Origin of the sequence: Arthrobacter sp. zg-Y20 (genome assembly GCF_030142075.1) — a bacterium.
Lineage (GTDB): Bacteria > Actinomycetota > Actinomycetes > Actinomycetales > Micrococcaceae > Arthrobacter_B.
Map to the genome: position 1 here is coordinate 2,721,761 of NZ_CP126241.1, position 19,660 is coordinate 2,741,420.

Below are 19,660 nucleotides of genomic sequence, written 5' to 3' on the forward strand. Positions count from 1 at the left end.
TACCTATTCTTCCACCCCTGTACCGGTCCGTCCGCCGGGGCGCTGCAGGGAGCGGTACATGATGTGCAGTCCGGTAAGCCCTGCGACGGGATGGTCGAAGGCTTCGGGCACGGTGGCCAGGATGCGGAACCCCAGCGACTCCCAGAGGCGTACGGCCCGGGTATTGGTTTGCACCACGGCGTTGAACTGCATGGACCGGTACCCGCGCCGGGAGGCCTCCGCGAGGACATGTTCCGCGAGGGCGCGGGCAATGCCGCGGCCGCTGAACTGTGCCCCGGTCATAAAGGACGCGTTCGCCACGTGGCTGCCGTTTCCGGACCGGTTCGGATGCAGCTGGGCGGTGCCGGCCACCGTCCCGTCCAGCTCCGCCACGAACACCTCCGTGGGCGCCGGCTCCAGCCACAGCTCCCGGGCCTGCGGTTCGTCGGTGCCGGTGTCCCAGCAGTACGTCTCGCCGGCACGCACAATGGGCTCCATCAGGTTCCAGATGCCCGGCCAGTCGCCCGGCCGGGCCGTCCGGATGGTAACTTCCGCCATTTACGCTTCGAGGGCCGCTGCCCAGAGGTTGATCTTGGAGTCGACGGCGTATTCGTCAATGCGGTGCAGTTCGTCCGCGCTGAACTCCAGGTTGTTAACCGCAGCCAGCGAGTCCTCCAACTGCTTGACGCTTGAGGCGCCGATGAGCGCGGAGGTGATGGACGCGCCGTCGGCCCGGGTGCGCAGGACCCAGGCGATGGCCATCTGCGCCAGGCTCTGGCCGCGAAATTCGGCAATGCTGTTCAGCCCGCGGACCCGTTCCAGGTTTTCTTCCGAGAGCTGGGACTTGTCCAGGGACTTCCCCGCGGCGGCACGGGAATCTTCCGGAACGCCGCCCAGGTACTTGTTGGTGAGCAGCCCCTGGGCCAGCGGCGAGAAGGCGATGGAGCCGGCGCCGACTTCATCCAGTGCGGCGAACAGGTCGGGCTCGCCGTCCTCCACCCAGCGGTTGAGCATCGAGTAGGAGGGCTGGTGGATGAGCAGCGGGGTGCCCATTTCCCGCAGGATGCGTGCCGCCTCAATGGTCCGTTCCGGCGAATAGGAGGAGATGCCCGCGTAAAGCGCCCGGCCGGAGCGCACTGCCGTGTCCAGGGCACCCATGGTTTCCTCCAGCGGGGTTTCCGGGTCGGGGCGGTGGCTGTAGAAAATATCCACGTAATCCAGGCCCATGCGCGCCAGGGACTGGTCCAGGGAAGAGAGCAGGTACTTGCGGGATCCCCAGTTTCCGTAGGGGCCGGGCCACATGTCGTAACCGGCCTTGCTGGAAATCACCAGCTCGTCGCGGTACGGACGGAAATCGTCGCGCATGTGCCGGCCGAAGTTGGTCTCTGCGGAACCGTAGGGCGGGCCATAGTTGTTGGCCAGGTCAAAGTGGGTGACTCCCAGGTCGAACGCACGGCGCAGGATGGCCCGCTGCGTTTCGAAGGGCTTGTCATCACCGAAGTTGTGCCACAGCCCGAGCGAGACGGCCGGGAGCTGGAGTCCGCTCTGTCCGACGCGGCGGTAGGGCATGGATTCATATCGGTTCTCTGCAGCAACATAAGTCATGGGCACCATACTGCCACTGTTGCCTCGCTCACGGTGCCCCCCGGCCCGGCCCGTCTCCGGGACGGCTTAATCCGCTGCAGCCGGCGCCCGGCAGGAGAATAACCTGCGGGACACCGGCTGCAGTGGACGCTGCGGTGCTGCTATCAGGCCAGGATGGCTGCGCCGTACGCGGGCAGCTGCACGCCGTCGCCGGAAACCTCTGACGGGCCGGTTTCCAGCAGGATATCGACCTGCTTCCCGAACGGAACCGGCACCTCGCGGGGGGTGTCCGCGAAGTTCAGGACCACCGTGGTGGACCCGCGCTGCATTACCAGCCAGCGTCCCGCTTCGTCATAGTCCACCCTGACGTTGCGCAGGTCCGGGTCCATCAGGTCGGGGGTTTCCCGGCGCAGCGTCAGGAGCCGGCGGTACAGGTCCAGGAGCCGTCCGTGGTTCCCTTGCTCCACCTCGGACCAGTCCAGCTTCGAGTTGGTGAAGGTTGCCGGATCCTGGGGATTGGGAACCGTGTCCGGATCCCATCCCATCCGCTCGAATTCCTTCAGACGGCCCTCCGCCGTGGCTTTCCCCAGCTCCGGTTCCGGATGGGAGGTGAAGAACTGCCACGGGGTAGACGCACCGAACTCCTCCCCCATGAACAGCATGGGGGTGAACGGGGAGGCCAGGCTCAGCACCGCGCCAAGGGCGAGCTGCTCGTACCCCAGGGTCGCGCTGAGCCTGTCGCCTGCCGCCCGGTTGCCGATTTGGTCATGGTTCTGGATGGCGGTGACCAGCTGGCGCGCGGTCACCACGTCCTTGTCCAGCGGACGGCCGTGCCCGCGTTCCCTGAAGGAAGAGAATGTGCCGTTGTGGAAGAACCCCTCCTGCAGGACCTTCGCCAGCGCCCCGACCGAGTCGAAGTCCGCGTAGTAGCCGCCCTTTTCACCGGTGAGGTTGGTGTGGGCTGCATGATGGAAGTCATCGGACCACTGGCCGGTGAGGCCGTAGCCGTTGACGCTGCGCGGGGTGATGAGACGGGGGTTGTTCAGGTCCGACTCCGCGATAAGGAACAGCGGCTTGCCCAGGGTCTCTGCGCAGTTCTCCGTCGCTGCTGCCATTTCCTCGAGGATGTGCACGGCCCGTTCGTCGTGCAGGGCGTGCACCGCATCCAGGCGCAGCCCGTCCACGTGATAGTCGCGGAACCACATCAGCACGTTGTCCACGATGTACTGGCGGACGGCGTCGGACAGCGGCCCGTCCAGGTTCACCGAGTCGCCCCATGTGTTCGACTTCCCCTCCGTGAGGTAGGGGCCGAACATCGGCAGGTAGTTGCCGCTGGGTCCGAGGTGGTTGTACACCACGTCCTGGATGACGCCCAGGCCCTTGCGGTGGGCTGCGTCGACAAAGCGCTGGTAAGCCTCGGGCCCGCCGTAGGTTTCCTGCACGGCGTACCAGAGCACGCCGTCGTAACCCCAGTTGTGCGTACCGTTGAAGGCGTTGACCGGCAGCAGTTCCACAAAGCGGACGCCCAGGTCCACCAGGTAGTCCAGTTTGCCGATTGCTGCGTCCAGCGTGCCTTCGGGGGTGAAGGTGCCCACGTGCATTTCATAGATTGCGCCGCCGTCGAGCCCCGGGGACACCCAGCCGGAGTCCTGCCACTGGAACAGATCGGGGTCGAAGGTGCGCGAGAGGGCGTGGACTCCTTCGGGCTGCCGGCGGGAGCGGGGATCGGGAACCGGAGTTTCCGCATCGTCGATGAGGTAGCCGTAGTCGACGTCTTCGGTGAGCTCGGCGTGCTGGGCGTGCCACCAGCCGTTCTCGCCGCGGCTCATAGACAGGCGCCGGCCGTCGGCCAGCAGCGTCATGGTGTTGGCCTTGGGCGCCCACACCTCGAAAGTGGTCCTCATTCCCCGTCCTCCCGAACAAGCAGTGCCACCGGATAGGTGCCAAACAGTTCCGCTGCGGCCAGCCGGCCGCTGCTGCGGTGCGTACTGCCCGTGATGACATCCCGGTACGTGCCCGGAGCCAGCACGACGGCGGTATCCTGCCAGCCGCCGGCCTGTTCAAGTCCCAGCGGCAGCCTGGTCAGCAGGGCAACCGCGCCGCCGCGGTCAAATCCGAACAGGTGTTCCGCAGCCGGTCCGTGCACGGCCACCGGCACATAGCCGGTGAACAGTTCGGGGCGGCCGCGCTTGAGCTGCAGGGCACGGGAGGTGACCAGCAGCTTGGCCGCGGCTTCCTCGTCCACGGCCGGAACGCCGGCGTCGGCAAATGATGCCGCCGTCCGGCGCCGCCGGGCGTAGTCCACCGCACGGCGGTTGTCCGGGTCCACCAGGGAGCGGTCCCAGAATTCGGTGCCCTGGTACACGTCGGGCACTCCCGGCATGGCCAGCTGCAGGAGCTTGGCCGAAAGCGAATTGCTGTAACCGGCTTCCCTGACCCGCTCCACGAAACCGGTGATCAGCGCGTTTACCTCCGCGTTGTCGAACGCGGCGTCCACGGCCGCATGCATCCGGTCCTCGAATTCAGCGTTGGGCGCGGTCCAGGTGGTGCTGGCTGATGCTTCCCGCGATGCCTTCTCGGCATATGCATGGGCCCGTTCCCGGCTCAGCGGCCAGGCGCCGGCGATGGCCTGCCAGAGCAGGTTGGCCATCGGCCCGTCGCCCATGGGCACCAGGGCGTCAAGACGGGTGAAGGTTTCGCTCCACTGGTCCGGGACCTCGGCCAGGACCGAGATCCGGGCCCGGGTGTCCTCGCTGCGCTTGGTGTCGTGGGTGGTCAGTGCCGTCATGGCTGCCGGCTGTTCCAGCTGCCGGCGGAGCAGCCGGGCATGCAGCTGCGAAGGGGCCACGGCAAAGTGCGCCGGGTCCGCGCCCACCTCGTTGAGCGAGGTCAGCCGGGAATAGCGGTAGAACGCGGTGTCCTCCACGCCCTTGGCCATGACCATGCCGGAGGTCTGCTGGAAACGCACTGCCAGCTCGCCCAGGTCCTGCAGAGACACCGGAGCGGAGGCGCCGGGCAGCGGGTCCAGTAGGCCGTGCAGGGTCTGCAGGGCCGCGGCAAGATCCGGCCTGTGGACCGTGGCGGCAATAACGGCGTCGGTCAGGTAACCGGCGCCTTCAGGCAGGTAGCTCCGGTAGACCGGGAAGCACGCCAGCAGTTCCGCCAGCGCATCGGCGGCCGTTGCGGAATCCAGTCCGGAACCGGCCGGCAGCAGCCGCACCAGCCGCTGCACCTCGGAGTGGAGCAGCCCGTCGGCGATGGCCCGCTTGGTGCCGTGGATCATGTCGGCGTACGGCTCCAGGGGAACCATGGCGGTGAGGGTGTCCTCGCCGGCCGGATCCACGAACAGCCGGTCGACGTCGGCGAGCGCGTCATAACCGGTGGTGCCTTCGGTCTCCCAGTCCGCGGGAAGCTCCTCCCCCGGCTCCAGGATCTTTTCGACCAGGATGTAGGCACCTCCGGTCAGTTCCCGCAGCCGGGCGAGGTACCCCTTGGGATCGGCGAGGCCGTCCGGGTGGTCGATCCGCAGGCCGTCCACCAGGCCCTCGTCGAACCAGCGCTTCACTTCGGCGTGGGCCTCGTCGAAGACCCACTGCTCCTCCACGCGGATGCCGGCCAGCGTGTTGACCCCGAAGAACCGGCGGTAGTTCAGTTCGTTGTCGGCGCGGCGCCAGTTCACCAGTTCGTAGTGCTGGCGGGCATGGACATCCACGGCCGAGTCGCCAACGGACGCCGTGCCGTGTGCCACCGGGTAGCGGTTGTCGTAGTAGTGCAGCTCGCCGTCTACCAGCTTCAGCTGCTCCAGTTCGTTTTCGCCGTCGCCCAGGACGGGGAGGCGCAGCTTTCCGTCTGCCGCATCCCAGTCAATGTCGAACGCTTCGGCGTAGCGGGAGGCGCGGCCTTCGGCCAGCACGGACCACCACCACTTGTTCGCCGCCGGGGTGGCAACACCCATGTGGTTGGGCACAATGTCCACCAGCACGCCCATGCCCGCTGCGTGGGCGGCGTCGGACAGGGCCCGGAGTCCGTCCGCACCGCCGCGGGCGGGATCCACTGCGGAGGGGTCAACCACGTCGTAGCCGTGGTCGGACCCCTCTTCAGCGGTCAGGATGGGCGAGAGGTACACCCAGTCCGCGCCGAGGTCCGCGAGGTACGGCACCAGTTCAGCGGCGTCGTACAGGGTGAAAGAAGGGCGGATCTGCAGCCGGTAGGTGGACAGCGGGGTCCTCATACCGCACCCTCGGACATGTGCGCCTTGGATCCGGCCAGCGCTGCCAGGGAGGCGGCGACCGAATGGTCGTGCTCCTCTTCCTCCGCGTGGGCCCGCAGGACCACCATGGATTTGGCAGCCACGGTCAGCTGGCCGTCAGCGGCCACCGGTTCCGAGTCGGCGTATTCTCCGGCAGTGTCGATCACCAGGTCCCACATGGGGGCGTATTCCTTGGACGGAAGGGTGATCTTCACGGCCTCGTCGTGGGCGTTGAAGTACAGCAGGAAGTTCAGGTCGGTGATGCGCTGTCCGCGTGTATCCTTCCCGGAAATGCCCTGTCCGTTGAGGAAGACACCCAGGGACCGGGCCACCGGAGTGTCCCAGTCATCCGGGGACATGGTGGAACCGTCCTCGTTCAGCCAGACGATGTCCGGCAGCGCCTCGCCCTCGCCGCGCCGCACGGGACGGCCGTCGAAGAACCGGCGCCGGCGGAACGTGGGGTGCTCGGCGCGCAGCGTGTTCACCGCTGCCGTGAATTCCATCAGCGGAGCATCCATGGTCTCCCAGTTGATCCAGCTGAGCTCGGAGTCCTGCGCGTAGGTGTTGTTGTTGCCCTGCTGGGTGCGGCCCAGCTCGTCGCCGTGGGCGATCATGGGCACGCCCTGGGACAGGAGCAGGGTGGCAAGGAAGTTGCGCTGCTGGCGGGCCCGCAGGGACAGGACCGCGGGATCATCCGTGGGCCCCTCCACACCGCAGTTCCAGGAGCGGTTGTGGGACTCGCCGTCGTTGTTGTCCTCACCGTTGGCCTCGTTGTGCTTCTCGTTGTAGGACACGAGGTCCTGCAGCGTGAAGCCGTCGTGGGCGGTGACGAAGTTGATGGACGCCACCGGGCGGCGGGCGGAGGACTCGTACAGGTCCGCCGAGCCGGTGATGCGGGAGGCGAACTCGCCCAGGGTGGAGGGCTCTCCGCGCCAGAAATCGCGGACCGTGTCGCGGTACTTGCCGTTCCATTCGGTCCACTGCGGAGGGAAGTTGCCTACCTGGTAGCCGCCGGGGCCAACGTCCCACGGCTCGGCGATCAGCTTGACCTGTGACACTACCGGGTCCTGCTGCACCAATTCGAAGAAGGCGGACAGGCGGTCCACGTCGTAGAACTCTCGGGCCAGCGTCGAGGCCAGGTCAAAGCGGAAACCGTCCACATGCATTTCCGTGACCCAGTAACGCAGCGAGTCCATCAGCAGCTGCAGCGAGTGCGGGTTGCCCACGTTCAGCGAATTGCCCGTGCCCGTGTAGTCCATGTAGTACTGCTTGTCGTCCTCCACCAGCCGGTAGTAGGAGGCGTTGTCGATGCCGCGGAAGGACAGCGTGGGGCCCATGTGGTTGCCCTCGGCCGTGTGGTTGTAGACCACGTCCAGAATCACTTCGATGCCGGCCAGGTGCAGTGCACGCACCATGGCCTTGAATTCCTGTACCTGCTGGCCCTGATCGCCGGTGGCGCTGTAGGTGTTGTGCGGGGCGAAGAAACCGATGGTGTTGTAGCCCCAGTAGTTCGACAGTCCCTTTTCCTGCAGGGTCGAGTCGTTGACGAACTGGTGAACCGGCATCAGTTCGATGGCGGTGATGCCCAGCTTCTGCAGGTGGGCGATCACCGAAGGATGCGCAACGCCGGCGTAGGTGCCGCGCTGTTCTTCGGGCACATCGGGGTGCAGCTCGGTCAGGCCCTTGACGTGCGCTTCGTAGATGACCGACTGGTGGTAGGGAACCTTCGGCCTGCGGTCGCCGTCCCAGTCGAAGAACGGGTTGATCACGACGCCCATCATCATGTGCGCGGCGGAGTCCTCGTCGTTGCGGGAATGCTCGTCACCGAAGTTGTAGCCGAAGAGCGACTGGTCCCAGTCGATTTCACCGGCCACGGCCTTGGCGTAAGGATCCAGCAACAGCTTGTTGGGGTTGCACCGGTTGCCGTTCTCCGGGTCATTCGGCCCGTCTACGCGGTAACCGTACTTCTGGCCGGGCAGCACCTGCGGCAGGTAGCAGTGCCAGACATACCCGTCGACCTCGGTCAGCCGGACCTGGTGCTCGGTGCCGTCCTCATCAAACAGACACAACGTGACAGAGTCTGCGACTTCGCTGTACAGCGCAAAGTTAGTGCCGTTTCCGTCGTAGGTCGCGCCCAGCGGGTAGGCATCTCCCGGCCAAACTTCCATGTAGTGCTCCTGAACTAGTTCCTGACAACACCAAAATTAATATGTCTGCTTACTTTTGTACCCCAGACGCGGTGTTTACTTGAATTTTGGGTTTCGCCGTGGGGTGAATTCCGCGACCAGCGACCGGATCAGCGGGCCAAGCTGCGAGGGTTCCACGGGTCCGGCGGCGGACGCCAGGACACCTGCCCGGCCATGCAGGCTTGCGGCCGCTGCGGCCAGCCGTGCGTAGTGGCCCGGCTCTCGTTCGGCGCCAGGCGTGCGGTCGGTGGCCAGCAGGGCGCCGAGGATTCCCGAAAGCGTGTCGCCGCTTCCCGCCGTCGCCAGCCACGGGGTGGCTTCCGCCTGGCTGTACAACTCGCCGGTGGGCGCCGCGACCAGCGTGGCCCAGCCTTTGAGCAGCACCGTGGCACCGGTGAGTTCCGCGGCCCGGCGGACCCAGCGGACGGGATCTGCTTCGATGCCCGTCCGGTCCGCCTCTTCGCCGAGGGAGCGCAGCAGCGCGGTGAGCTCGCCGGCGTGCGGAGTCAGGACGACGCCGGCATGCAGTCCGGGACGCACGCCGCCGATCGCATCGGCATCGATCACTGCCGGAAGCCCCGAAGACATGGCGTCGGCCGCGCGCCGGTGCTGGGCTTCGTCCTCCCCGGCTCCGGGGCCGGCCAGCCAGGCCTGGACGTGCGTGAGCGAGACCGTGCCGGTACTGCAGACCGCTTCAGGATGCGTGAGGTTGACCAGCCGGGCCACGGAGTCGGGGCCGAGGTAGCGGACCATCCCCGTCCCGGTAGCCAGGGCTGCTCCCGTGGCCATCAGCGCGGCGCCCGGGTAGGTGGCTGAGCCTGCGGCGATGCCCAGCACACCCCTGCTGTATTTGTGGTCCCGGGGACCCGGTACGGGCAGCAGCCCGGGGAGGTCTTCGTCCTGCAGCCGGAAAGCCTCGGGGGCGCCCAGGTACGGGCCCAGCCCAATATCGATGCAGCGGATCCGGCCGGCCGCCGCCGCACCTGGTCCGGCCAGCAACCCCGTTTTGACCGCACCGAAGGTAACGGTCAGGTCGGCGTGCAGGCAGGTACCGGGTGCTTGCCCGGAATCAGCGTCCACGCCGCTGGGCAGGTCGCAGGCAACCACTAAGGGGCCGGAGCCCGGCGGGCGATAGTTCAACGCCTCCGCCAGTACCTGTACCGGACCCCGGAGACCGCCTCTGCCGCCGGTACCCAGGACCCCGTCAATGACGGCGTCCGCTGCCAGCACGGCCCGAACCAGGGCGGGAGCGTTGTGGTCGTCCAGGGTTGCCACCCGGCCGCCCTCGGCACGGACGGCCGCCAGGGCCTCGGAGTGGGCTGCCTGAGATGTCAGCAATGCCGTCACGGCCGCACCGCGGGCGGCCAGACGGGACGCGGCATACAGCGCGTCTGCGCCATTGTTGCCGCTCCCGGCCAGCACGACGACGCGCGAACCGTAGATCCGGCGTCGGGCAGCCAGCTCGGCGGCCGTGGCAGCGTACAGCCCGTAGGCTGCACGCTGCATCAGTTCGGCACCCTGCCCGGCGGCCAGCAAGGGCTGCTCGGCACGGCGGACGGACGTCCCGGTGTACGCACTGATCATGCGCTAAAGCCTAGCCCTCGGCAATGACCATTGCTGTAGCCACGTCACCGTCATGGCTGAGCGAGAGGTGCCAGGTGCGCACGCCCTTGCCCGCTGCCACGGCGGCCACGGTTCCGTCGATCTGCAGCTGCGGAGCACCGGCCGGATCCAGCCGGACCTGGCAGTCCTGCCAGTTCATGCCGGCCGGAGCCCCCAGCGCCTTGGCCACGGCTTCCTTGGCGGCGAAACGGGCCGCCAGGGAGCGGAGGTTCAGTTCCCGCTCCGCCGGCGCAAACAGCCGTGCCCGGAGCCCGGGCGTGCGTTCAAGCTGCCGCCCGAAGCGCGGCACGTCCACAACGTCGACGCCGATTCCAATAATCACGCAGCAGCTCCCTATTCCACGGTGACGGACTTGGCAAGGTTGCGCGGCTGGTCCACATCGAAGCCCTTGGCCGTGGCCAGTTCGCAGGCGAAGATCTGCAGCGGCACGGTGGTCAGCAGCGGAGCCAGCAGCGTGGGCGTTTCCGGCACGTAGAAGATGTGCTCGGCGTAGGCCTTGACCGCGTCGTCGCCCTCTTCGGCGATGACGATGGTCTTGGCGCCGCGGGCACGGATCTCCTGGATGTTGGAGACCACCTTCGCGTGCAGGGAGTCCCGTCCGCGGGGTGAGGGGACCACCACGAAAACGGGCTGGCCTTCCTCGATCAGGGCGATCGGACCGTGCTTGAGCTCACCGGCAGCGAATCCCTCGGCGTGGATGTACGCCAGTTCCTTCAGCTTCAGGGCGCCTTCCATGGCGACCGGGAAACCGACGTGCCGGCCGAGGAAGAGCACCGAACCGGTATCCGCCATCAGCTGCGCGAGGTCCTTGATCTGGCCGGAGTTGTCCAGCACCTGCTGGATCTTGTCCGGGATCTTGGCCAGGTCGGCCAGGATGTCCTTGATCTCGCCCTGGAACTTGTTGCCGCGGATCTGGGCCAGGTACAGGCCCAGCAGGTACGCCGCGGTGATCTGGGCCAGGAACGCCTTGGTGGATGCGACGGCAATTTCCGGTCCGGCGTGCGTGTAGAGCACGGCGTCGGATTCACGCGGAATGGTGGAGCCGTTGGTATTGCAGATGGCCAGGACCTTGGCGCCCTGTTCCTTCGCGTAGCGCACGGCCATGAGGGTATCCATGGTCTCGCCGGACTGGGAGATGGCCACGATCAGCGTGTTGGAGTCGACGATGGGGTCGCGGTAACGGAACTCGTGGCTGAGTTCCACCTCCACGGGGATCCTGCACCAGTGCTCGATGGCGTACTTGGCAACCTGCCCGGCGTAGGCAGAGGTGCCGCAGGCCAGGACCATGATCTTGTTGACGGCCTTCAGGTCCTCGGGGCTGACGCGCAGCTCGTCCAGGGTCAGGCGGCCGTCGGCGTCGGAACGTCCCAGCAGGGTGTCGCCGACTGCCTGCGGCTGGTCGTTGATTTCCTTCTCCATGAAGGAGTCGTAACCGCCCTTTTCAGCAGCTGCAGCGTCCCAGTTCACGTGGAACTCGGTGCCTTCGGCGGGCTTCCCGAAGAAATCGCTGATATCCACGGAGTCCGGCGTGATGGTCACAACCTGGTCCTGGCCCAGTTCAACGGCCCGGCGGGTGAAGTCAATGAAGCCGGACACATCCGAGCCCAGGAAGTTCTCACCCTCGCCCAGCCCGACGACGAGCGGGGAGTTGCGGCGGGCTGCCACCACGGTGCCGGGGGAATCGTTGTGCACTGCCAGCAGGGTGAAAGCGCCTTCCAGGCGCTGGCAGGCAAGCTGCATGGAACGGGTCAGGTCCCCGCCGCCCTCGCCGCGGTAGATCGAAGCGAGCAGTGCCGCCGCTACCTCGGTATCGGTTTCGGACACGAACACGGCGCCGGCGGCCAGCATCTCGGACTTGAGCTCGGCGAAGTTCTCGATGATCCCGTTGTGGATCACGGCCAGGCGGCCGTTGTCCGCCAGGTGGGGGTGCGCGTTTTCATCACTCGGGCCGCCGTGGGTGGCCCAGCGGGTGTGGCCGATTCCGGTGGTGGCGGCCGGCAGCGGAGCAGCCTCGAGTTCGGCCACCAGGTTGGCCAGCTTGCCGGACTTCTTGCGGTACTCAATGCCCAGGGGGGTCAGGACAGCTACGCCCGCCGAGTCATAGCCGCGGTATTCAAGCCGCCGCAGGCCTTCCATCACAACGTCGAGGGCCCCGTGGCCGGCAGTTTCAGTACCGCTTACGGCACCCGGGCGGCCTGCATATCCAATAATTCCACACATACCCATAAGAGTACCGGCAGGTGGTCGCAGTGCTGAAAACCCGGACGGGCTGCCCGCGCTGCGCGGCGGGATCCGCCGCCGCGGCCGTTTGGGAATGCAGGCGCTTCAGGGCAGAATTCCTAGGGTGACAGAACGCCATGCGAAGCCCTCTCCCGACCACTCCCCCGAGGGCAGTGTCACTCCCTTTGTTGAGCTGGACCGCAAAACCTGGTCACGGCTCTCACATGAGATCCGGTCCCCTCTGAACCAGGATGACATCCTGCGCCTGCGCGGGTTGGGCGACCAGCTGAACCTCGAGGAGATCCGCGAGGTCTACCTGCCCCTGTCCCGGCTGTTGAACCTTTACGTCGCGGCCGCCGGGCGCCTGCACAGCGCCACCACCACGTTCCTGGGTGAAAAGACCACGCGCACTCCCTTCGTGATCGGTGTCGCCGGGTCCGTGGCGGTGGGAAAGTCCACCACGGCGCGCGTGCTGCGCGAGATGCTGCGGCGGTGGCCGGAAACGCCGAACGTGGAACTGATCACCACCGACGGTTTCCTCTATCCCAATGCGGAGTTGGAGCGCCGGGGGCTGATGCAGCGCAAGGGCTTCCCGGAGTCCTACGACCGCCGCCGGCTGCTGCGCTTTGTCAGTGCGGTGAAGAGCGGCGCCGAGGAGGTGCGGGCGCCGAAGTACTCGCACCTGACGTACGACATCGTGCCGGACGAGGAAGTGGTGGTTCGCCGCCCGGATGTGCTGATTGTCGAAGGCCTGAACGTCCTGGCACCGGCACGCACCCGGGCGGACGGGCGGGCGGGCCTGGCCCTGAGCGACTTCTTCGACTTTTCCATCTATGTGGACGCCCGCACGTCCTACATCGAGGAGTGGTACGTCCAGCGGTTCCAGTCGCTGCGCAGCGGGGCCTTCGCGGACCCGGCGTCGTACTTCCACCGGTACGCCGGGCTCACGGACGAGCAGGCCCGTGCCACCGCCCTGGACATCTGGAAGCGGATCAACGAACCGAACCTGGTGACAAACGTCCTGCCCACGAGGGGCCGCGCCCAGTTGGTACTGACCAAGGACGCGGACCACTCAGTGACGCGGATGCTGCTGCGTAAGACGTAGGTCCGGCGGGCCGGAAAGCTAGACGGCGGCGCCGGCGTTCAGCGCCAGGTTGGCTTCCACGGCATCGGCCAGGCGGCGGGCCGTTGCGGAGGCAGTGCCCGTGTCGGCCGCTTCCACCATGACCCGGACCACCGGCTCCGTGCCGGAGGGACGCAGCAGCACGCGGCCCGTCTCCCCCAGCTCTGCCTGCGCCTGGGCCACGGCCTGCCGGACGGGTTCATTGCTTTCAACGGCGGACTTGTCCACGCCCTTGACGTTGATTAGAACCTGCGGGAGCTTCTCCATGACGCCGGCCAACTGCTTCAGGGTGCGGCCCGTGCGTGCCACCTGGGCGGCCAGCTGCAGCCCGGTGAGCACGCCGTCGCCGGTGGTGGCGTATTCGGAGAAGATCACGTGTCCGGACTGCTCGCCGCCGAGGCTGTAACCGCCGCTGCGCATGCCTTCGAGCACGTAACGGTCGCCGACTCCGGTCTCGATAAGCGCGATGCCGGCTTCGCGCAGCGCCAGCTTCAAGCCCAGGTTGCTCATGACGGTGGCCACAAGGGCGTTGTCCTTGAGCTTGCCGGCTTCCTTCATGGCCACGGCCATGATGGCCATGATCTGGTCCCCGTCCACCACGTTTCCTTCGTGGTCAACTGCCAGGCAGCGGTCGGCGTCGCCGTCGTGGGCAATGCCCAGGTCCGCACCGTGCTCCACAACTGCGGCCTGCAGCTGCTCCAGGTGGGTGGAGCCGTAGCCGTCGTTGATGTTGAGGCCGTCCGGCTCTGCTCCGATAACCACTACCTCGGCCCCGGCGTCGGCGAAGACCTGCGGGGAGCAGCCGCTGGCGGCACCGTGCGCGCAGTCGAGGACAACTTTGAGACCTTCAATCCGGTTGGGCAGGGTCTGCAGCAGGTGGACCACGTAGCGGTCCTCGGCGTCGGCGAAGCGGTGGATGCGTCCCACTTCGCTGCCGGTGGGGCGCAGGCTTGGGCGGGACATTTCCGCCTCGATCTCGTCCTCGACGGCGTCATCCAGCTTCTGCCCGCCGCGGGCCAGGAACTTGATGCCGTTGTCGGGGGCGGCATTGTGGGATGCGGAAATAACGACGCCGAAGTCGGCGCCGAGGTCCGCCACCAGGTACGCGGCGGCCGGGGTCGGCAGCACGCCTGCATCAAAGACGTCTACGCCCGAGCTGGCCAGCCCTGCCTCCATGGCAGCGGAAATGAAGTCACCGCTGATCCGCGGGTCGCGTGCGACCACTGCCACCGGACGCCGGCCCTCGCCCACGCGGCGGTGGCCGAGTACGACGGCGGCGGCCTGGGCGAGCCCCATGGCCACTTCGGCGGTGATCAGCCCATTGGCCAGTCCACGGACACCGTCCGTTCCAAACAATCTAGTCATTGCGTATCCTCAAGCAGGTTGTAGCCACAGCGGGTAGCCGCACACGGGCAACTTACTGCCCCATTCTGCCACCGGTGCGGTCCCGACTCCGAAACGGGCACCCCGATAGGGCCCCCGGCGCGGCTAAAAACACGCGTGGGGGTAATCCGCCCCACCTCTGCCGCGGGCTCCCGTGACACACAAAAGGCAGCCGCCGCAGCGACTGCCTTTTTGTGCAATAGAACCCTGACCGGCGCTTCTGTAACGAAGTGTTCCGGGCGCTTGTGGAGCCAAGCGCCAAAAAGCGCCGAGGGCCCCAAACTGCATTCGCTCCAGCGAATGCAGTTTGGGTAGGCGCTTTTTAGCGCTTGGAGTACTGCGGGGCCTTGCGGGCCTTCTTGAGACCGGCCTTCTTGCGCTCGATGACGCGGGCGTCACGAGTCAGGAAGCCTGCCTTCTTCAGGGCCGGGCGGTTGTTCTCGCGGTCGATCTCGTTCAGCGAGCGGGCAACGCCGAGGCGCAGCGCACCGGCCTGGCCGGAGGGGCCACCGCCGTGGATACGGGCGATGACGTCGTAGGCGCCTTCGAGGTCAAGAAGCTTGAACGGCTCGTTGACTTCCTGCTGGTGCAGCTTGTTCGGGAAGTAGTCTTCGAGCTCGCGGTCGTTGACGATCCACTTGCCGGTACCCGGGACAACGCGCACGCGGGCAATGGCCTGCTTGCGGCGTCCGACGGCGGAGCCGGGGACGGTCAGGGCGGGGCGTTCCTTGACAGCGGTCTGGACCGAGTCAGAGGATTCCGAGGTGTAGCTGGTGAGCTCCTCGGTGTTTTCATTCAGCTCTTCAGTGTTCTGAGCCACGATTCTCCTTGAATTAATTCTTTAGTTGGCGGGCCAGAACTACTGGGCGACCTGGGTGATTTCGAAGGTCTTGGGCTGCTGAGCGGCGTGCGGGTGCTCGGCACCGCGGTAGACCTTCAGCTTGCTGATCTGGTCAGCAGCCAGGGAGTTCTTGGGCAGCATGCCGCGGATGGCCTTCTCAACTGCGCGCACCGGGTTCTTTTCCAGCAGTTCGGCGTAGTTGACGGAGGACAGGCCGCCCGGGTAACCCGAGTGGCGGTAGGCACGCTTCTGTTCGAGCTTGGCGCCGGTGAGGGCAACCTTCTCAGCGTTGATGATGATGACGAAATCGCCCATGTCCATGTGGGGAGCAAAGGTCGGCTTGTGCTTTCCGCGCAGCAGTGTTGCGGTCTGGCTGGCAAGACGGCCTAGGACAACGTCGGTGGCGTCAATGACGTGCCACTGGCGGTTGATGTCGCCGGGCTTCGGGGTGTACGTACGCACGGTGTTTGCCTTCGTTTCTTCTTCTTAGGTGGCGCGCTGGCCATGGTGCCATGGACAGTGCAGCTTCTCTATGCGTTACCGGATGGTCAGGTGAGGACTGAAGTAACCAGTGGTCCTGATATCTCGGCTATTTCCCCGGGGCCAGGTGGCTCTGCAACTGAGCCGCTCCCGTGGGCATAGGCCTATCGAGGTAGGACACGCACAACGACTATAAACAATAGCCTGCTTACGTAGGTTGGTCAAAAGCTGCCGCAGCGCCGGGATATGGGATTTGCCCTCATTTTACGCCGGCTGCCCGCCGCGGCGCTATTCGCGGTGTGCCCGGGTCAGTTCCGCCCGGCCGGCGAGTTCCGCATCTGCCGGGTAGCGGACCTCTTCCAGGACCAGCGGATGGGGCGGCGCGAGGAGCGATTTCGAGTCCCGGATCCTGGCGGCGAGGCGGTCGGCGAGCCACTGCGGACGCCGCTCCCCCGATCCGACGAGCAGGGAGCCGCCTACCAGCGAGCGGACCATGTTGTGGCAGAACGCGTCCGCCTGTATGTGGGTGGTGATCACCCCGTCGGCGCCGCGGCTGAAACTGAACTCCTGCAGTTCACGGATGGTGGTGGAACCGGTGCGCGGCTTGCAGAAGGAAAGGAAGTCCCGGATCCCCAGTACCCCGTCCGCTGCTTGGTTCATCAACCCGATGTCCAGGGGTGCCTTGAACCAGAGGGTGGTGTGCCGTGACAGCGGGTCCCGGTTCTCGGGAAGGTCACATATCCGGTAGCTGTACCGCCGCCAGAGGGCCGAGAAACGGGCGTCGAAGCCTGCCGGGGCCGGGACTGCCGACAGTACCTCCACGGCGCCGCCATGGGCATCTATTGCGCGCCGCTGCTGGCCGGCCTCCCGCGCCGCCATTGTCAGCTCCTTGTTCAGCACTCCGTGCAGCCTGCGCCGCAGGGAGACACCCGGATCCAGGTCCCTTCCGCGGGCCAGTCCGTACCATTCCGCGGCAGTGAGATCGAAGTGCACCACCTGCCCGCGGGCATGCACGCCGGCGTCGGTCCGCCCCGCTACGGTAATACGGACCGGCCGGCGCAGCAGTACTGCCAGGGCATCCTCCACGAGGCCCTGAACGGTCCACAGGCCTGGCTGGGCGGCCCACCCGGAGAAGGGCGCCCCGTCATAGGCAAGGTCCATCCGGACGCGGAAAGGCCCGCCGTCCGGTTCAGGGAGGGCGGGCCTTTCAAGAGTCATAGCACCCATATTAAGGGCACCGGGACGTCAGCGAAGAATTACTTCTTCTCTTCGGTCTCCACGACTGCTTCGGGTGCTTCTTCGGAAACAACGACTGCCTCGTCAGCAGAATCGGCAGACTCTGCTGATTCAGCAGACTCAGCGGACTCAGCCGAATCGGCGGACTCTTCGACCGGAGCCGGAGCGGCTACGGCAGCTGCGGTGTTGGCCTCGGCCACAACCGACTGCTTGGCCGAAAGCGGTTCCAGGACCAGTTCGATGACAGCCATGGGAGCGTTGTCGCCCTTGCGGTTGCCGATCTTGGTGATGCGGGTGTAACCGCCGTCGCGCTTCGCCACTGCCGGAGCAATATCGGTGAAGAGCTCGTGGACGATGCCCTTGTCGGAGATCAGGGCCAGGACGCGGCGGCGTGAGGACAGGTCCCCGCGCTTAGCGAACGTGATCAGGCGTTCTGCGTAGGGACGCAGACGCTTGGCCTTGGTCACCGTGGTGGTGATCTGCTTGTGCTCGAACAGCTGCGCGGCAAGGTTGGCCAGCATCAGGCGCTGGTGTGCCGGGCTGCCTCCGAGGCGCTTACCCTTGGTGGGTGTAGGCATTACATTTTCTCCTCAAACGGTGCCGTACGGTGCTTTCAAAGCCCGCCGGCAAGAATTTGCTTCAGTTAGAGCTCGTCGTCCGAGTATTCGGACTCGTCCTCTTCAATAGCTGCGGCACGGGCGGCCAGGTCGAACCCGGGAGGGGAATCCTTCAGGGACAGACCCAGTTCAACCAGCTTTGCCTTCACCTCATCGATGGACTTCGCACCAAAGTTGCGGATGTCCATCAGGTCAGCCTCGGAGCGGGCAACGAGTTCACCCACCGTGTGGATGCCTTCGCGCTTGAGGCAGTTGTAAGAACGCACGGTCAGCTCGAGGTCTTCGATCGGCAGGGCCATGTCGGCTGCCAGTGCGGCATCCGTGGGGCTCGGGCCGATTTCGATACCTTCAGCGGCGGTGTTGAGTTCACGTGCCAGGCCGAACAGTTCAACCAGGGTGGTGCCGGCAGAGGCGACGGCGTCGCGCGGTGCAATGGCATCCTTGGTCTCAACGTCAACGATCAGGCGATCGAAGTCGGTGCGCTGTTCAACACGGGTGGCCTCCACGCGGAAGGTCACCTTCAGGACCGGCGAGTAAATGGAGTCGACCGGGATGCGGCCGATCTCCTGGTCACCGGACTTGTTCTGGCTGGCCGACACGTAGCCGCGGCCGCGCTCGATGGTCAGTTCGAGTTCGAACTTGCCCTTCGAGTTCAGGGTGGCGATGTGCAGGTCGGGATTGTGGAACTCCACGCCGGCCGGCGGAGCGATGTCCGCAGCCGTCACCACGCCGGGGCCCTGCTTGCGCAGGTACGCCACAACGGGCTCGTCGTGCTCGGAGGAAACCGAGAGGTTCTTGACGTTCAGGATGATCTCAGTGACATCTTCCTTGACGCCGGGAACCGTCGTGAACTCGTGCAGCACGCCGTCAATCCGGATGCTGGTTACAGCGGCACCGGGGATGGAGGAGAGCAGGGTACGACGGAGGGAGTTACCGAGGGTGTAACCGAAACCGGGCTCCAGGGGTTCGATGATGAACCGTGAGCGGTTATCGGCTACGACTTCTTCAGTGAGGGTAGGGCGCTGTGCAATGAGCACTTGCATTTCCTTTCAGCGAGCATCCGCTATATGACGCAACACAAATGGTGGAAACGACGACGACGGGTCTTCCGCGGGCGTCTTGGACGGCTAACAGCCACGTGCCCGGGACCGGTGGGCCTCCGGCGGGCCGGCCACCGAAGTGGCCTGCCCGCCGGGGGAACCGGAACCGAATGACTGATTAGACGCGGCGGCGCTTCGGGGGACGGCAGCCGTTGTGCGCGCTCGGGGTGACGTCCTGAATGGAGCCAACCTCCAGGCCGGTGGCCTGCAGCGAACGGATGGCGGTCTCGCGACCGGAGCCCGGGCCCTTCACGAAGACGTCGACCTTGCGGACGCCGTGCTCCTGTGCGCGCTTTGCAGCGGCTTCAGCAGCCATCTGAGCAGCGAACGGGGTGGACTTACGGGAGCCCTTGAAGCCAACCTCACCGGCGGAAGCCCATGAGATAACAGCACCGGACGGGTCCGTGATGGACACGATGGTGTTGTTGAAGGTGCTCTTGATATGCGCCTGGCCGAGCGCGATATTCTTCTTATCCTTGCGACGCGGCTTGCGGACCGCTCCACGAGTCTTGGGGGGCATTACTTCTCCTACAAAGAGTTTGGTTTAGGTGGCCCGGATTCGGGCCGTGGCCGTAAGACCGCTGTTTAGCGGCCGGCCTTCTTCTTACCGGCAACGGTGCGCTTCGGGCCCTTGCGGGTACGAGCGTTGGTCTTCGTGCGCTGACCGTGGACGGGCATGCCACGACGGTGGCGGATACCCTGGTAGCTGCCGATCTCGACCTTGCGGCGGATGTCGGCGGCCACCTCACGGCGGAGGTCACCCTCAACCTTGAAGTTGCCCTCGATGTAGTCACGCAGCTGAACGAGTTCAGCGTCGGTGAGGTCCTTGACGCGAGTTTCCGGGCTGATGCCGGTCTCTGCAAGGGTCTGCTCTGCACGGGTCTTGCCCACGCCGTAGATGTAGGTAAGCGCAATCACTACCCGCTTTTCGCGGGGAATGTCAACGCCAGCGAGACGTGCCATATCGGCGGTTCTCCTTTGGTTATTACCGGAGGTCTGAAGCAGTGCGTCCCTGTTGCCAGGTCCCCGGCCTCCGTAC

The 19,660-nt window shown here is 66.0% G+C and carries 17 protein-coding genes; 1 reads left to right on the top strand and 16 read right to left on the bottom strand.

What is annotated here, in order from left to right; translation table 11 throughout:
* Positions 1-3: 3 nt before the first annotated feature.
* From QNO06_RS12995 to glmS, 8 genes are all read right to left on the bottom strand, one after another.
* Positions 4-537, bottom strand: coding sequence for a GNAT family N-acetyltransferase (locus QNO06_RS12995; protein ID WP_227912836.1), 534 nt, complete (start codon positions 535-537; stop codon positions 4-6).
* A complete protein-coding gene (gene mgrA / locus QNO06_RS13000; RefSeq protein ID WP_227912834.1) occupies positions 538-1,584 on the bottom strand; it encodes an L-glyceraldehyde 3-phosphate reductase in 1,047 nt (348 codons plus the stop codon).
* Between the two features lie 143 nt (positions 1,585-1,727).
* A complete protein-coding gene (gene treZ, locus QNO06_RS13005; protein WP_227912832.1) occupies positions 1,728-3,467 on the bottom strand; it encodes a malto-oligosyltrehalose trehalohydrolase in 1,740 nt (579 codons plus the stop codon).
* Positions 3,464-5,794 carry a malto-oligosyltrehalose synthase gene (gene treY / locus QNO06_RS13010; RefSeq protein WP_227912830.1) on the bottom strand — a complete coding sequence of 777 codons (2,331 nt, stop codon included), beginning with the start codon at positions 5,792-5,794 and terminating at the stop codon, positions 3,464-3,466. Before treY ends, treZ begins: the two co-directional genes overlap by 4 nt.
* On the bottom strand, positions 5,791-7,980 hold the full coding sequence (glgX, locus tag QNO06_RS13015) for a glycogen debranching protein GlgX (protein ID WP_227912828.1): 2,190 nt from the start codon (positions 7,978-7,980) through the stop codon (positions 5,791-5,793). Before glgX ends, treY begins: the two co-directional genes overlap by 4 nt.
* Positions 7,981-8,055: 75 nt before the next feature.
* Entirely contained in the window at positions 8,056-9,582 is a 1,527-nt protein-coding gene (locus QNO06_RS13020; RefSeq protein ID WP_227912826.1) for an NAD(P)H-hydrate epimerase, read from the bottom strand.
* 10 nt (positions 9,583-9,592) lie between these two features.
* The gene (locus QNO06_RS13025; protein ID WP_227912822.1) at positions 9,593-9,943 is read right to left on the bottom strand and encodes a holo-ACP synthase; all 351 of its coding nucleotides are present in this window, start codon (positions 9,941-9,943) and stop codon (positions 9,593-9,595) included.
* 11 nt (positions 9,944-9,954) lie between these two features.
* Positions 9,955-11,841, bottom strand: coding sequence for a glutamine--fructose-6-phosphate transaminase (isomerizing) (gene glmS / locus QNO06_RS13030; RefSeq protein WP_227912821.1), 1,887 nt, complete (start codon positions 11,839-11,841; stop codon positions 9,955-9,957).
* Between the two features lie 124 nt (positions 11,842-11,965).
* On the opposite strand from glmS, the gene coaA reads away from it, so the two are divergent.
* Positions 11,966-12,946: a type I pantothenate kinase gene (coaA, locus tag QNO06_RS13035; RefSeq protein WP_442860161.1), complete on the top strand. Its 981-nt coding sequence runs from the start codon at positions 11,966-11,968 to the stop codon at positions 12,944-12,946.
* Between the two features lie 18 nt (positions 12,947-12,964).
* Here coaA and glmM read toward each other — a convergent pair whose 3' ends face one another.
* From glmM to rpsM, 8 genes are all read right to left on the bottom strand, one after another.
* On the bottom strand, positions 12,965-14,329 hold the full coding sequence (glmM, locus tag QNO06_RS13040; protein ID WP_227912819.1) for a phosphoglucosamine mutase: 1,365 nt from the start codon (positions 14,327-14,329) through the stop codon (positions 12,965-12,967).
* 340 nt (positions 14,330-14,669) lie between these two features.
* Positions 14,670-15,167 (bottom strand): 30S ribosomal protein S9, encoded by a 498-nt coding sequence (rpsI, locus tag QNO06_RS13045; protein WP_227912818.1) that lies wholly within the window; start codon positions 15,165-15,167, stop codon positions 14,670-14,672.
* Between the two features lie 39 nt (positions 15,168-15,206).
* Complete coding sequence (gene rplM, locus QNO06_RS13050) at positions 15,207-15,650, bottom strand: 50S ribosomal protein L13 (RefSeq protein WP_146361130.1); 444 nt, start codon at positions 15,648-15,650, stop codon at positions 15,207-15,209.
* A gap of 306 nt (positions 15,651-15,956) precedes the next feature.
* On the bottom strand, positions 15,957-16,886 hold the full coding sequence (locus tag QNO06_RS13055; RefSeq protein WP_227912817.1) for a tRNA pseudouridine synthase A: 930 nt from the start codon (positions 16,884-16,886) through the stop codon (positions 15,957-15,959).
* 38 nt (positions 16,887-16,924) lie between these two features.
* Positions 16,925-17,482, bottom strand: coding sequence for a 50S ribosomal protein L17 (rplQ, locus tag QNO06_RS13060; RefSeq protein WP_227912816.1), 558 nt, complete (start codon positions 17,480-17,482; stop codon positions 16,925-16,927).
* A gap of 65 nt (positions 17,483-17,547) precedes the next feature.
* Positions 17,548-18,558: a DNA-directed RNA polymerase subunit alpha gene (locus tag QNO06_RS13065; RefSeq protein ID WP_227912815.1), complete on the bottom strand. Its 1,011-nt coding sequence runs from the start codon at positions 18,556-18,558 to the stop codon at positions 17,548-17,550.
* A 181-nt stretch (positions 18,559-18,739) separates the two neighbouring features.
* Positions 18,740-19,141 (bottom strand): 30S ribosomal protein S11, encoded by a 402-nt coding sequence (gene rpsK, locus QNO06_RS13070; protein WP_049829160.1) that lies wholly within the window; start codon positions 19,139-19,141, stop codon positions 18,740-18,742.
* Positions 19,142-19,206: 65 nt separating this feature from the next.
* Positions 19,207-19,584: a 30S ribosomal protein S13 gene (rpsM, locus tag QNO06_RS13075; protein WP_146361124.1), complete on the bottom strand. Its 378-nt coding sequence runs from the start codon at positions 19,582-19,584 to the stop codon at positions 19,207-19,209.
* Positions 19,585-19,660 lie beyond the last annotated feature (76 nt).

Excerpts from the sequence above, each read along its gene's own strand:
- QNO06_RS12995 (WP_227912836.1), bottom strand. The coding sequence starts at position 537 with ATGGCGGAAGTTACCATCCGGACGGCCCGGCCGGGCGACTGGCCGGGC.
- mgrA (WP_227912834.1), bottom strand. The coding sequence starts at position 1,584 with ATGACTTATGTTGCTGCAGAGAACCGATATGAATCCATGCCCTACCGC.
- treZ (WP_227912832.1), bottom strand. The coding sequence starts at position 3,467 with ATGAGGACCACTTTCGAGGTGTGGGCGCCCAAGGCCAACACCATGACG.
- treY (WP_227912830.1), bottom strand. The coding sequence starts at position 5,794 with ATGAGGACCCCGCTGTCCACCTACCGGCTGCAGATCCGCCCTTCTTTC.
- glgX (WP_227912828.1), bottom strand. The coding sequence starts at position 7,980 with ATGGAAGTTTGGCCGGGAGATGCCTACCCGCTGGGCGCGACCTACGAC.
- QNO06_RS13020 (WP_227912826.1), bottom strand. The coding sequence starts at position 9,582 with ATGATCAGTGCGTACACCGGGACGTCCGTCCGCCGTGCCGAGCAGCCC.
- glmS (WP_227912821.1), bottom strand. The coding sequence starts at position 11,841 with ATGTGTGGAATTATTGGATATGCAGGCCGCCCGGGTGCCGTAAGCGGT.
- glmM (WP_227912819.1), bottom strand. The coding sequence starts at position 14,329 with ATGACTAGATTGTTTGGAACGGACGGTGTCCGTGGACTGGCCAATGGG.
- QNO06_RS13055 (WP_227912817.1), bottom strand. The coding sequence starts at position 16,886 with ATGACTCTTGAAAGGCCCGCCCTCCCTGAACCGGACGGCGGGCCTTTC.
- rplQ (WP_227912816.1), bottom strand. The coding sequence starts at position 17,482 with ATGCCTACACCCACCAAGGGTAAGCGCCTCGGAGGCAGCCCGGCACAC.
- rpsK (WP_049829160.1), bottom strand. The coding sequence starts at position 19,141 with ATGCCCCCCAAGACTCGTGGAGCGGTCCGCAAGCCGCGTCGCAAGGAT.
- rpsM (WP_146361124.1), bottom strand. The coding sequence starts at position 19,584 with ATGGCACGTCTCGCTGGCGTTGACATTCCCCGCGAAAAGCGGGTAGTG.